This is a genomic window from Pseudomonas sp. 2995-3, from assembly GCF_002742565.1.
In the GTDB taxonomy this organism is placed as follows: Bacteria; Pseudomonadota; Gammaproteobacteria; order Pseudomonadales; family Pseudomonadaceae; genus Aquipseudomonas; species Aquipseudomonas edaphica.
The window spans coordinates 398,179-411,942 of sequence record NZ_LJSB01000315.1 but is presented as its reverse complement, the minus strand read 5'-3'; the positions used below and the strand labels follow the sequence as shown (position 1 = coordinate 411,942).

At 60.1% G+C, this 13,764-nt stretch carries 11 protein-coding genes; 3 read left to right on the top strand and 8 right to left on the bottom strand.

What is annotated here, in order from left to right; genetic code table 11:
* The first annotated feature begins 201 nt into the window (after positions 1 to 201).
* Together AOA62_RS29055 and AOA62_RS29050 are read left to right on the top strand one after the other, a co-directional pair.
* Complete coding sequence (locus AOA62_RS29055; protein ID WP_032865770.1) at positions 202 to 450, top strand: hypothetical protein; 249 nt, start codon at positions 202 to 204, stop codon at positions 448 to 450.
* A 279-nt stretch (positions 451 to 729) separates the two neighbouring features.
* Positions 730 to 1,704 carry a hypothetical protein gene (locus AOA62_RS29050; protein WP_099550390.1) on the top strand — a complete coding sequence of 325 codons (975 nt, stop codon included), beginning with the start codon at positions 730 to 732 and terminating at the stop codon, positions 1,702 to 1,704.
* A 407-nt stretch (positions 1,705 to 2,111) separates the two neighbouring features.
* Here the strand turns inward: AOA62_RS29050 and fdhA are convergent, their stop codons facing one another.
* From fdhA to glyA, 7 genes are all read right to left on the bottom strand, one after another.
* Positions 2,112 to 3,311, bottom strand: coding sequence for a formaldehyde dehydrogenase, glutathione-independent (gene fdhA / locus AOA62_RS29040; RefSeq protein ID WP_017137993.1), 1,200 nt, complete (start codon positions 3,309 to 3,311; stop codon positions 2,112 to 2,114).
* 183 nt (positions 3,312 to 3,494) lie between these two features.
* Complete coding sequence (gene purU, locus AOA62_RS29035; protein ID WP_099550388.1) at positions 3,495 to 4,352, bottom strand: formyltetrahydrofolate deformylase; 858 nt, start codon at positions 4,350 to 4,352, stop codon at positions 3,495 to 3,497.
* 123 nt (positions 4,353 to 4,475) lie between these two features.
* Positions 4,476 to 5,108, bottom strand: coding sequence for a sarcosine oxidase subunit gamma (locus tag AOA62_RS29030; RefSeq protein WP_099550387.1), 633 nt, complete (start codon positions 5,106 to 5,108; stop codon positions 4,476 to 4,478).
* Between the two features lie 124 nt (positions 5,109 to 5,232).
* Positions 5,233 to 8,250, bottom strand: a complete 3,018-nt coding sequence (locus tag AOA62_RS29020) for a sarcosine oxidase subunit alpha (protein ID WP_099550386.1) — start codon at positions 8,248 to 8,250, stop codon at positions 5,233 to 5,235.
* Positions 8,247 to 8,549: a sarcosine oxidase subunit delta gene (locus AOA62_RS29015; RefSeq protein WP_015886243.1), complete on the bottom strand. Its 303-nt coding sequence runs from the start codon at positions 8,547 to 8,549 to the stop codon at positions 8,247 to 8,249. The genes AOA62_RS29020 and AOA62_RS29015 overlap by 4 nt, the downstream gene beginning before the upstream one ends.
* A gap of 15 nt (positions 8,550 to 8,564) precedes the next feature.
* Positions 8,565 to 9,815 (bottom strand): sarcosine oxidase subunit beta, encoded by a 1,251-nt coding sequence (locus AOA62_RS29010; protein WP_010207084.1) that lies wholly within the window; start codon positions 9,813 to 9,815, stop codon positions 8,565 to 8,567.
* Between the two features lie 22 nt (positions 9,816 to 9,837).
* Positions 9,838 to 11,091 (bottom strand): serine hydroxymethyltransferase, encoded by a 1,254-nt coding sequence (gene glyA, locus AOA62_RS29005; protein WP_099550385.1) that lies wholly within the window; start codon positions 11,089 to 11,091, stop codon positions 9,838 to 9,840.
* Between the two features lie 445 nt (positions 11,092 to 11,536).
* Between glyA and AOA62_RS29000 the strand changes: the two genes are divergently transcribed.
* Positions 11,537 to 13,063, top strand: a complete 1,527-nt coding sequence (locus AOA62_RS29000; protein WP_256592499.1) for an NAD(P)/FAD-dependent oxidoreductase — start codon at positions 11,537 to 11,539, stop codon at positions 13,061 to 13,063.
* Here AOA62_RS29000 and AOA62_RS28995 read toward each other — a convergent pair.
* Positions 13,028 to 13,756 carry a TraX family protein gene (locus AOA62_RS28995; RefSeq protein WP_017137987.1) on the bottom strand — a complete coding sequence of 243 codons (729 nt, stop codon included), beginning with the start codon at positions 13,754 to 13,756 and terminating at the stop codon, positions 13,028 to 13,030. The genes AOA62_RS29000 and AOA62_RS28995 overlap by 36 nt on opposite strands.
* Positions 13,757 to 13,764 lie beyond the last annotated feature (8 nt).

Below are 13,764 nucleotides of genomic sequence, written 5' to 3'. Positions count from 1 at the left end.
AAAAGCACCTGCTCCTTTGCTGGTGCTTTTGCACGCGTAACGCTGCCTTATGGCGGCTGTGCGCGGGAGACCTTCGGGTCTGCCGGCCTTTGCTTTATTTCACCGGTTCGCCAACCTGCGTACAGCTGCCACCCATTCGTTTGGCGACGTGTGAGTGGTAGCCTCACTCTCTGAAATAAAGGTTAAAACATGAACCGATACATGCCGCTCACCGGCCACGACGCCACCACTCCCTCCCTGCTCATCGACACCCAAGTGCCGCTCGACGTGCTCCACGACGCCGCCGTCTACCGCATCCGCGCGGTCACCCAAGTCATGGAAAACCTGGCGTTTCGCGAAGGCCTGAACACCGATAACCTCGTCCTCCAGGACTTCGCCCTGCTCTGCGCCATTCCATTGCGCGATGGCTGTGATCTGCTGGATGTGATCAGCCGGCGCTTGCAGGCTTAAACACCCGATTCAAAGAAGGGCAGCGCCCTGTTGCCCTTTCCTACATGTGAAGCAACGGTAAAACTCACTGCGACTACGGCGGCAAGCGGGTGATAAAAAACGGCGAAGTGGCCGACCCGTACCTGCGACTTACAAAGCTCAAATGAATCAAACATGTCAGCGTCTGCCGGGACTTGCGTAGTCCCTTTCTGAAACGTCAAAAACGCCCCTGCACGCGTCTTACCTCGCCTGTAGCGCCTTCTTATAGTCGTGCGCCTCAGTCACTTGGAGGTGCACGCTATGCAGGGACCCTACGCATTTATTAATGTACGACCGCAGCCTTATCCGCTGCTTAAACTCGACCTTTCACTCAACCCTCACATTCAAACCAAGTTCGACAGCCTCAACCAACACATTCGCAACGTCGTGGTACTGCCAGGGCAGTTGGTGATCATTCCAGATGCTCGTACAGCGTCTTGCACGACGGAAGAGGCCCAACTGATGCGCTCGGCGCAGAACATCAAACAGGCTTTGTTCGCACACTCCGCGACGGATCATTTCCTGATCAAAAACTACGATCAGTTACAGGCCATCATGGCCCATGCGTCCCTGGGCATTGGCAGTGCCAGTAGCGCCTGGAGCAAACATCTGGCGCAAGTCGAGGCCACCCTCAAGGAAGTCGATGAGCTGCATAGGCAGTACCTGAGGAAGGGCACCGCGAGTGCGAGGAATGACTTTCTGGTTAAACGCAGGGCGTTGTTTGCGAGGCTCGATACCCAACTCTCGGGGATGGCGCGCTTTGGTACGGGGTTGAAGAGTGAAGGTTCAATCAAGAAAATGCTGGGAATTTCCACTAAGAGCTATTGGCATCATGGAGAGATTCGCAAGTACGAGGAGACCGTCAAGCGTGTAGCCAAGGCCTCCCAGCTATTGAAGAAAGGTACTTACATTGGCATCGCGCTGGATGTAGGGGCGGCAGCGCTGGAAATAACGGAGGCATGCTCCACTGGGCGTGAACAGGAGTGCACGAAAGCGAAATATGTTGACGGCGCCAAGCTGGTGGGTGCCGTGGGTGGCTCATATTGGGGGGGTAAAGCAGGGGCAGCTATCGGGATTGGCTCCTGCATGATTGTTTTTGGTATACCGACGGCAGGCGCCGGAGCCTTGGCATGTGCCATCATCGGTGGTGCCGCAGGCGGGCTTGCCGGGGGCGCGCTGGGGGGCGGGCTAGCCGAAGACGCAGGCAACTTTATCTATAAGACTGTGAGTAATTAAATGTTCTGGGGCTACCTTGGTATGGGCTCACTCCTCTTGATGTTTCTCAGTTTTCCACTCACCTTTTGCGCCATGTACACAAGGCTCGACGCAGCAGAAAGTTACCTGCAGTACAGCAGCTTTATCGTCGGATGCAGGCACACGTTTCGGAATACTCATTTTGAAGGAAGGCCTCAACGCGTATTTTCCATGGGCCTTGTCATCCTTATCCCAAAAGTGGTTCAGTGGCGAGGGATGGTGCTTGTTGAGGACGTTGAAAAAATCCCCCTGCACCTCAAGTGCTGGATGGTCGTACCGACACTCGTTACCTACCTATCCTTTGCCGGTATGTTTATCAGCTGGTTATTTATCACAGACTGATTCGCGATAAAAAAAGGGCGACCCCAGGGCCGCCCTTATCTATCGCCTTACGCCGCGCTAAACATCTTATGCGGATCAATCACAAACTTCTTCGGCACGCCCGCATCAAATTCGCCGTACCCACGCGGCGCGTCATCCAGGCTGATCACCTGTACACCGACGATCTCAGCAATGTTGATGCGATCCCACATGATCGCCTGCATCAGTGCGCGGTTGTACTTCATCACCGGCGTTTGCCCGGTGTGGAAGCTGTGGGATTTGGCCCAGCCCAGCCCAAAGCGAATGCTCAGGCTGCCCATTTTCGCGGCAGCATCAACAGCACCTGGGTCTTCGGTAACGTACAGCCCAGGGATACCGATTTTGCCCGCCACACGCACCACGCCCATCAGCGAGTTGAGCACGGTGGCCGGCGCTTCGGCCTTGGCGCCTTCATGGCCGTGGCCACGGGCTTCGAAGCCTACGGCGTCTACCGCGCAGTCCACTTCCGGCTCGCCCAGCAAGGCGGCGATTTGTTCGTGCAGTGGGGTGTCTTTGGACAGGTCGGCAATTTCAAAACCCTGGGCCTTGGCGTGGGCCAGGCGGATCGGGTTGACGTCGCCGATGATCACTACCGCTGCGCCGAGCAGACGGGCGGAGGCGGCAGCGGCCAGGCCAACAGGGCCGGCGCCTGCGATGTAGACGGTGCTGCCTGGGCCAACGCCGGCAGTGACGGCGCCGTGGTAGCCGGTCGGCAGGATGTCGGAGAGGCAGGTCAGGTCACGGATTTTCTCCATGGCCTTGTCGCGGTCCGGCAGTTTCAGCAGGTTGAAGTCGGCATACGGCACCAGCACGTATTCGGCCTGGCCGCCGGTCCAGTCGCCCATGTCGACGTAGCCGTAGGCGCCACCGGCACGGGCCGGGTTGACGGTGAGGCACACGCCGGTGTGTTGTTCTTTGCACGAGCGGCAGCGGCCGCACGCCACGTTGAATGGCACCGACACCAGGTCACCGATCTTCAGGTTCTCGACGTCGCTGCCCTTCTCGATCACTTCGCCGGTGATTTCATGCCCCAGTACCAGGCCGGTCTGGGCAGTGGTGCGGCCGCGCACCATGTGTTGGTCGGAGCCGCAGATGTTGGTGGAGACCACGCGCAGGATGACGCCGTGCTCAATCTTCCTGCCACGGGGGTCCTGCATTTTGGGATAGTCGATTTTCTGTACTTCGACCTTGCCGTTGCCGAGATACACGACACCACGATTACCAGACATGCTTTCACCTCGCTGTTGTTTTTATGGAACCGCGTCGCCCAGGCAGGCGGCGCGTTTAAGTGCTCGGGTACAGATGCTGTTTCCTTGTGTTGGTGCTGATGGCCTCATCGCAGGCAAGCCAGCTCCCACATTCAAAAGTATTCACACATCAAATGTGGGAGCGGGCTTGCCCGCGATAGCAATCTAAAGAACGACAGTTCGATTGGCGTTCAAAAACACCCGCCGCTCAATGTGATACCCCACTGCACGCGCCAACGTCAGCCCTTCAATATCACGCCCCTTGGCAATCAAGTCCTCGGGATAGTGGCTGTGATCCACCACCTCCACGCCCTGGGCGATGATCGGGCCTTCATCCAAATCGTTGTTGATGTAATGCGCCGTGGCGCCCACCAGTTTCACGCCCTTGTTGTAGGCCTGGTGATACGGCTTGGCGCCTTTGAAACCGGGCAGCAACGAGTGGTGAATGTTGATGGCCTTGCCATCGAGCTTGCGGCACAGCTCCGGCGACAGCACTTGCATATAGCGCGCAAGAATCACCAGTTCGGCGCCGGTCTCTTCAATCACTTGCCACACCTGACGTTCCTGGGACGGTTTGTCGTTGGGGTCGAGGGGGAAATGGTAGTAGGGAATCTGGTGCCAGTCGGCCAAAGGTTTTAAATCAGGGTGGTTGGACACCACCGCGACCACGTCCATCGACAGTTGGCCGATGCGTTGGCGGTAGAGCAAATCGTTCAGGCAGTGATCGGCCTTGGACACCATGATCACTACTTTTGGCCGATAGTTCGGCGCCGTCAGCTCGAAGATCATGCCAAAGGCTTTACCGCGCGTGGCCAAGCCATCGCGGAAGGCTTGCTCGTCAAAACCCTCAGGTTGACGAAATTCCACGCGGATAAAAAACCGGCCCGAGAGACGGTCATCGAACGAATGGTGCTCGGTGACGTAGCAGCCCTGCTCAAACAGGTAGCGGGTGACCGCGTCCACCGTGCCGAGCACGCTTGGGCAGTCGGCGGTCAAAATCCATGTGTCGGGTGCGCGGCTCATTGTGCGTGACTCCTTGATCGTTCCCACGCTCTGCGTGGGAATGCCGCCATGGACGCTCTGCGTCCGCTCTTGGGACGCGGAGCGTCCCGGGATGCATTCCCACGCAGAGCGTGGGAACGATCGTTATGCAACGACATTCAGGCCAAATTCGGCGGACGCATCCTGCAGCCACAGCCACCAGTAATCCGAGAAGCTGCGACGAATCAGCAGCTCCCAGGTGTCTTCAGCCGTGTGGCGGATCACCAGCTGCGACTTGGCGAACACCGTGCCCACCGCCTTGCCCACCGGGAAGTTATTAGGGTGCACGTCGTAGCTGGTGGACTTCATCAGCACGTCGCGCACGTTCGGGCCGCTGAGTTCGAGGATCTGCTGGCCGCCGCTGACGTTGACGATCTGGATATGCAGCTCACCCAGGGCAGCGCGCAGGTTTTGTTCGGCGGCAAACTCTTCACCGCTTGGCACGATCAACAGCCACTCATCCGGGCCGAGCCATTGCAGGCTGGTTTCGCCTTTGACGATCACTTGCAAGGCGCCAGGCAGTTCGATGCCGAGGGCTTTGTGCACACCGGCGGCGAACGCGGCGTCATGGCCATCGCCACGGATGGTCAGGTGGCCGAGGAGTTTCTTTTCACGCACGGTCACGCCGGCGTTCTTGCGGCCCTTGCCGACCAGGCTGGCGAGGTCGGCATGGTGCAGCGACGACTCGGCCTTGGCGCCGGTGGTGGGGCGTTGTTGGTAAACATTGGCTGCTGTCATAAAGCACCTGTTCTGAATTCTGTGGTGACTGCTCTGGCCTCATCGCGGGCAAGCCCGGCTCCCACAGGGGAACGCATTCCAAATGTGGGAGCTGGCTTGCCTGCGATGCAGGCGACTCGGTCTATCAGATGTTCTGCCGCTCGCCTTTCGGGTCGAAGAACACCGAGGACACAATCTCTGCCTCGATCACGCTGCCATCCGCCTGCGGTGAGAACACTCGCTCACCCATACGCTTCAAGCCGCCCTTGACCACCGCCATCGCAAATGAATAACCCAGCGAGTTGTGCGCATAGCTTGAGGTCACATGGCCGACCATCTTCATCGGGATCGACTGTTTAGGGTCGAACACCAACTGCGCGCCTTCCGGCAGCCATACATTCGGGTCAATCGGCTTCAAGCCCACCAACTGCTTACGTTCTTCACGCACGCAGTCTTCACGGTTCATCCCGCGCCAGCCGATCCACGAGAACGGTTTGGTACGGCCTACGCACCAGCCCATGTTCAGGTCGTCCGGGGTCATCGAGCCGTCGGTGTCTTGCCCGACGATGATGAAACCCTTCTCGGCGCGCAGTACGTGCATGGTCTCGGTGCCGTAAGGCGTCAGGTTGTACTTCTTGCCGGCCGCAACGATCTGTTCGAGCACGCCCATGGCGTAGTCGGCCTGCACGTTGACTTCGTACGACAGCTCGCCGGTAAACGAGATACGGAACACCCGCGCCGGTACGCCGCCAACCAGGCCTTCCTTCCAGGTCATGAACGGGAAACCGTCCTTATCCAGGTCGATGTCGGTGACTTCGGCCAGCAGTTTGCGGCTGTTGGGGCCGGACAAGGTCATGGTCGCCCAGTGGTCGGTGACCGAGGTGAAGTACACCTTGAGGTCTGGCCACTCGGTCTGCTGGTAGATTTCCAGCCACTGCAGCACGCGGGCGGCGCCGCCGGTGGTGGTGGTCATCAGGAAGTGGTTGTCGGCGAGACAGGCGGTGACGCCGTCGTCGAAGACCATGCCGTCTTCCTTGCACATCAGGCCGTAGCGGGCCTTGCCCACGTCGAGCTTGGTCCAGGCGTTGCTGTAGATGCGGTTGAGGAACTCGCGGGCATCCGGGCCTTGAATATCGATCTTGCCGAGGGTGGACGCATCCAGCAGGCCGACGCTGTCGCGTACCGCCAGGCATTCGCGCTTCACGGCGGCGTGCAGGTCTTCACCGTTACGCGGGAAGTACCAAGGGCGTTTCCATTGGCCGACATCTTCAAACTCGGCGCCGTTTTTAACGTGCCAGGCTTGCAGCGCGGTGTAGCGCACCGGCTCAAAAATGTGCCCACAGTGACGGCCCGCCACGGCGCCGAAGGTCACCGGCGTGTAGTTGGGGCGGAACATCGTGGTGCCCATCTGCGGGATGGTCACGTTCAGCGAGCGGGCCGCAATGGCCAGGCCGTTGACGTTGCCGAGCTTGCCCTGATCGGTGCCGAAGCCCAGCGCGGTGTAGCGCTTGACGTGCTCGACCGACTCGAACCCTTCGCGGGTCGCCAGCTCAATGGCGGCAGCGGTGACGTCGTTTTGCAGGTCGACAAATTGCTTCGGCGCCCGTGCGGTCGGCTTGTCATGGGGCACCTGGTAAATGCCCAGGGTTGGCTCTTCCAGACGGCTCAAGGCTTTTGGCAGCGTGCCTTCCACCGGTGCAAACCCGGCTTCGCTGGCTGCGCGCACGCCGCCTTCAAAACCATCGGCCAGGGAATCGCCGAGGCCGTAGACGCCATTGATACCGCCGACGCACACACGTTTTTGCGGGGCTTCGCCTGGCACAAAACCGAGGATGTCTTCACGCCAGGTCGGCTTGCCGCCCAGGTGCGAAGCCAGGTGAACCACTGGGCTGTAGCCGCCGGAGCTGGCCACCAGGTCGCAGTCCAGCCACTCGCCGGGGCTGGTGACTTTGTGTGCTTTGACGTCAATCGCCGCCACGCGTGCAGCGGTCACGTGCTTGCTGCCACGGGCTTCGATCACGGCGCTGCCGGTGAGGATGCGAATACCTTTGGCGCGGGCTTCTTCCACCAGGGCGCCGCGTGGGTTGTGACGCACATCAGCCACGGCGACCACTTGCAGGCCCGCATCAAGCCAGTCCAGCGCGACGCGGTAGGCGTGGTCGTTGTTGGTCGACAGCACCAGTTTTTTGCCGGGTGCCACGCCGTAGCGGCGCACGTAGGTAGAGACTGCACCGGCGAGCATATTGCCCGGCACGTCGTTGTTGCCGTACACCAACGGACGCTCGCACGCACCGGTCGCCAGCACCACGCGCTTGGCACGCACACGGTGGATGCGCTGGCGCACCTGGCCAATCGGCGCACGGTCACCGAGGTGGTCGGTGAGGCGTTCGTGAATGGTCAGGAAGTTGTGGTCGTGGTAGCCATTGACGGTGGCACGCGGCAGCAACACCACGTCCGGCAGGGCTTTGAGTTCCGCGATCACGCTGGCAACCCATTCGGTCGCCGGCTTGCCGTCGAGGCTTTCGCGTGAGTCCAGCAAGGAGCCGCCGAATTCTTCCTGTTCGTCAGCAATAATCACGCGGGCACCGCTGCGCGCAGCGGCCAATGCCGCGGCCAGGCCAGCAGGGCCGGCACCCACAATCAGCACGTCGCAATGACGGTTGAAGTTGTCGTAGGTGTCCGGGTCATTCTCGGTCGGCGAGCGGCCAAGGCCCGCAGCCTTACGAATGTACTTCTCGTAAGTCATCCAGAACGATTGCGGGTACATGAAGGTTTTGTAGTAGAAACCCGGCGGCATCAGCTTGCCGCCGACTTTGCCAAGAATGCCCATCACGTCATTGTTAACGTTCGGCCAGCCGTTGGTGCTGGTGGCGACCAAACCCTGGTACAGCGCCTGTTGCGTGGCGCGCACGTTGGGAATCTGGGTGGCTTCGGTGGCGCCGATCTGCAGCACCGCGTTCGGCTCTTCGGCGCCCGCTGCAAAGATGCCGCGCGGGCGCGAGTACTTGAAGCTGCGGCCGATGATGTCGACGCCGTTGGCCAGCAGGGCTGCGGCCAGGGTGTCGCCCTCAAAGCCCTTGTAGCTCTGGCCGTTGAAGGTAAACGTCAGGGCTTTGTTGCGGTCGATGCGGCCACCGTTGGACAGGCGATTGATCTGGCTCATACCTTCTCTCCAGCAGCCTTGGCGGTGAATTGCGGCTTGGTGCCGATCTTGTAGGTTTCAAGAATTTCGTAGGTCAGGGTGTCGCGGGTGGCGTTGAAGTACTGACGGCAACCGGCGGCATGGATCCACAGCTCGTGATGCAGCCCGCGTGGGTTGTCACGGAAGAACATGTAGTCGCCCCACTCTTCATCGGTGCAGGCGTTCGGGTCCAGCGGGCGCGGGATGTGCGCTTGGCCGGACGCGTGGAATTCCTCTTCGGAGCGCAGTTCGCCACAGTGAGGACAGAAGATATGCAACATAGGGAATTTCTCCTGTTAGTGGGCGACGGCCGCAGCGCCGTGTTCGTCGATCAACGCACCGTTGTGGAAACGGTCGATGGAGAATGGCGCTGCCAATGGGTGCATTTCACCCTTGGCGAGGCTGGCGGCAAACACGTTGCCTGAGCCTGGAGTGGCTTTAAAACCGCCGGTGCCCCAGCCGCAGTTGAAGAACATGTTCGGCACCGGGGTTTTGGAGATGATCGGGCAGGCGTCCGGCGTGGTGTCGACGATGCCGCCCCACTGGCGGTTCATGCGCACCCGCGACAGCACCGGGAACATCTCGACGATGGCCTGGATGGTGTGTTCGATTACCGGGTAAGAACCACGCTGGCCGTAGCCGTTGTAGCCGTCGATACCGGCGCCGATCACCAGGTCGCCCTTGTCGGACTGGCTGATGTAACCGTGCACGGCGTTGGACATGATCACGCTGTCGATAATCGGCTTGATCGGCTCGGACACCAGCGCTTGCAGCGGGTGGGATTCGATCGGCAGGCGGAAGCCGGCGAGCGAGGCCATGTGCCCGGAGTTACCGGCAGTGACCACACCGACGCGCTTGGCGCCGATGAAACCCTTGTTGGTTTCGACGCCAATGCACACGCCGTTTTCCTTGCGAAAGCCGATCACTTCGGTCTGCTGGATCAGGTCCACGCCGAGTGCGTCAGCGGCGCGCGCGAAGCCCCAGGCCACGGCATCGTGGCGGGCTACGCCGCCGCGCCGTTGCACGGTGGCGCCGAGTACCGGGTAGCGGGTGTTTTTTGAGCAGTCGAGGTACGGGATCTCGTCGGCCACTTGTTTGGCGTTGAGCAGCTCGCCGTCCACGCCGTTGAGGCGGTTGGCGCTCACGCGACGTTCGGAGTCACGGATGTCTTGCAGGGTGTGGCACAGGTTGTAGACGCCGCGCTGGGAGAACATCACGTTGTAGTTCAGGTCCTGGGACAGGCCTTCCCACAGTTTCATCGCGTGTTCGTACAGGTGCGCCGACTCGTCCCACAGGTAGTTGGAACGCACGATGGTGGTGTTGCGCGCGGTGTTACCGCCGCCCAGCCAGCCTTTCTCGACCACGGCCACGTTGGTGATGCCGTGCTCTTTGGCCAAATAGTAAGCCGTCGCCAGACCATGCCCGCCGCCGCCGACGATAACCACGTCGTAGACCTTTTTCGGTGTGGGCGTGCGCCACATCTTCTGCCAGTTTTCGTGGTGGCTGAGTGAGTGCTTGAAGAGGCCGAAGCCCGAGTAGCGTTGCATAGTCATTACTCCAAAACCGCGCTCAGCGATAAACCGGGAAATCAGCGCACAGGGCAGACACGTGCTTGGCCACGTTGGCCTCGACATCGGCGTCGCCGAGGTTGTCGAGGATGTCGCAGATCCAGCCGGCCAGCTCGATGCATTGCGGCACCTTGAAACCCCGCGTGGTCACCGCCGGGGTGCCGATGCGCAGGCCCGAGGTCACGAACGGCGACTGCGGGTCATTCGGCACGGCGTTCTTGTTGACGGTGATGTGGGCGCGGCCGAGGGCAGCGTCCGCGTCTTTGCCGGTAAGGCCCTGGCGGATCAGGCTGACCAGGAACAGGTGGTTATCGGTACCGCCGGACACCACGTCGTAGCCGCGCTTGATAAACACGTCTGCCATGGCCTGGGCGTTGTCGATCACCTGTTGTTGGTAAGCCTTGAAACCGGGCTCCAGCGCTTCCTTGAAGCACACGGCCTTGCCGGCGATAACGTGCATCAGCGGGCCGCCCTGGGCGCCGGGGAACACGGCAGCGTTGAGTTTCTTCTCGATGGCTTCGTTGGCCTTGGCCAGGATCAAACCGCCACGTGGGCCGCGCAGGGTTTTGTGGGTGGTGGTGGTGACCACATCGGCGTAAGGCAGCGGGTTCGGGTACAGGCCCGCGGCAACCAAGCCGGCGACGTGGGCCATGTCGACGAACAGCAGTGCGCCAACCTTGTCGGCGATCTGACGGAAGCGCGGGAAATCGAGGGTCTTGGAGTAAGCGGAGAAACCGGCCACGATCATTTTCGGCTGGCATTCGACGGCCAGGCGCTCAACTTCGTCGTAGTCGATCAAACCGGTATCGGTGTTGATGCCGTACTGCACGGCGTTGTACAGCTTGCCCGAGGACGACACTTTGGCGCCGTGGGTCAAGTGGCCGCCGTGGGCCAGGCTCATGCCCAGGATGGTGTCACCGGCATTGATCAGCGCCAGGTACACCGCGCTGTTGGCGGACGAACCGGAGTGTGGCTGCACGTTGGCGTAATCAGCGCCGAACAGTTGTTTGGCGCGCTCGATGGCCAGGGCTTCAACCTTGTCCACATGCTCGCAGCCGCCGTAGTAGCGCTTGCCTGGGTAGCCTTCGGCGTATTTGTTGGTCAGGCCGCTGCCCTGGGCTTCCATGACGCGTTTGCTGGTGTAGTTCTCTGACGCGATCAGCTCGATATGGTCTTCCTGACGCTGCTCCTCGGCATTCATCGCCGCCAGCAATGCGTCGTCATACCCTTGGATCTGGTCTTTTTTGCTGAACATCGCGTCTCTCCCAGCCTTTCGTATTGTTGAGGCCCTCGCAGGGCCCTTTGATGCGATGGTAGGGCTGGCGCAGCGAGGTCAAATGCCTACGCACGCCACGCAAAGGTGCGTTTACGACATGGCTTCGCGGGTGGGCGATAAAACACGCAGATGGCTCGGGCCGCCTGAAGATTTAGAAACAGAAACCTGACACTTTAAGCCTCACACGCCTGAAAACTTGGCTACGCTTGCCACTCAAACAGCGCCAGCTCATGTATTCGACGCTTTCACTGTTCAGTCGAACAGATTGAACGCCCTACACCGTTGAGGAACGCGGGCATGGCGCTCGACTCTTCGCCCAACCTGGCCACGCCGCTGACGCAAAGCGTTACACCTGCACGGTGCGCGTGGTGCCTTCCCCGATGCGAGCGCAGGGATATTCGCGCCAGGCTGGGATGTTGGCCTTGTGACGACTGACCCCGAATTGGGCAGCGTGGCGCACCTGGCAGCGTACAGGCTGGGCAGCCCATTCCCCGAGGATGCCAAGCTCTGCGCAGCGTTGAGTTCATTCTGGCCTGCAGTTGCATCAGACTCAGCACAAGCCTATCCACCAAACGTCGGGGCGGGTCCGACCGTAAAACCAATGCTGGATCAGGAGATCGGCAAAAGTGCCGGTTTCCCGTGGGATGGCGTACCCGCTCCGAAAAAATACGTCGCCAATTACGCGCCCCATAGAGCGTACGAAACTTACTTCTATACCGACTACACAGAGAACGCGCTGAACGGGAAGTTCTCATTGGCACTCACAGGCAAAGTCGACTCGCAGGAATATCAACGGCGAATCGATGCTTTCCGGCGCGTCAAACTGTCATTGAGCACCACACCTGGAAATTGGTTTATCGACACATTCAGCATGGCAACGCCCGACAGCGCAGGCCGCTATGACGTGATCATAATAGGTGCCGGCCCGGCGGGTTGCTCGGCGGCCATTTGCTGCGCTCAACAGGGCTTGAAAGTGGCACTGATTGAGCGCCTGTCTTTTCCGCGCCACCGCCCGGGTGAAACCCTGCACCCCGGCTTAGAGCCTCTGCTTCAGCAACTGGGTGTGGCTGAAAAAATCCGCGGCGACGCCTTCGTCCGGCCTGCGGGTACTTGGGTGAGGTGGGACACTGAACGACACTTTGTGCCTTTCGGGCAAGACCAAAACGGACCTTGGCGGGGGTTTCAGATTCCCCGAGCAATGCTGGACGGGTTGCTGCTGGATCGAGCAGCCGCGTCAGGTGTCCACGTCCTGCAACCCTGCCAGGCAAAGACCGTGTTGCAGATAAAAGATCGAGTGGTGGGCCTCCAGACCCAGGCCGGGAAACTGTTTTGCAGGCACCTTATTGATGCCAGTGGCGCTCACGGCTGGCTTGCACGCCAATTAAGGCTGACATCGCGTCGCTGCTCGCCCCCGCTGACCGCCGTGTATGGCTATAAGCGAGGAACAGTCCAGGAAAATACGCTCGGCATCTTCGCAGACCCATCGGGCTGGTATTGGACCGCTCATATCGGCCAGCAGCTTTATCACTGGACGAGACTGCGCTTTATGCAAGATAAATCACCGAAGATGGCGGCTGTTCCGGCCTGTTTTGAACACTTACCGTGTGAAGGAACGATCCAGGGGGCAGATGTCACTTGGTCAATCTGTGATCAGGCAGCGGGTAACGGCTATTTCATCATCGGAGACGCAGCCAGCAGGTTGGACCCGGGCGCCTCTCATGGCGTACTCAAGGCGCTGATGTCAGGAATGATGGCTGCGCAATGTATTGCCGACGAAAGCCTCAACCCAACGCACAGGCAGGCTATTTCACTTCAATATTGCCAGTGGCTGCGAGATTGGTTCGAGCGCGACGTACAAAAAATGCGCGATTTCTATGCGGCTCATCCGTTCCCACCTTGTTGGCTCGAGTCGATGTCAGCCAATGGCCTTTCGAACCCCCAACAAAAGTAAAAAATGTAACGGATACAGCGCGTAAGCCCAGCGGCGCATCGCCGGTGGCGAGACGTTTTTGCCGTGTCGCAACAAGACCAAACCCGCCAAGGGCGCAATCAGGCAAGCGGCCAACCCCATCAGCGCCACAGGCGTGCCGCTATTGAGCAGAACCTGCCATTGATTGGCGGCCACGCAGACCAAACCCGGCAACACGCTGAAATACCATGGCCGGTTAAACACCAGCAGCATCGCCAGCGGCAGTAACACACCGAAAAACCCGAACATCAGCTGGGCAGAAAACAGCGCCGCGATGACTAGGGCAATCAGCGCCAATCCTCGATCAAAAAGCACCTTCTGCTGCCATCCTCGGGCAACCAGCAACCCCAGCGCCAACGTCGGCAAGACGTTCAATGTATCGGCATCCTCGATAAACATCCGGTAGGGCACTTCACTGATCACACTGAACAGCAACAGCCAGCCCAGGTAGCGCCACTGGCCGGTGACGGGAGCATTGGCGACCCGGTGCAAATTGGCTGCAATCGCCAGGCAAAACCACGGAAACGCCAGGCGCCCCGGCACGTACAGGCCGTCCAGGCTCAAACCGACATAACGCAAGTGGTCGAGCACCATGCTCAGCAGCGCCAGCCACTTGAGCAGATCCAGTGCGCCATCGCGGACGCGTCCGACAGCCAACGTGTGTGTACCGTGCATAATTCCCC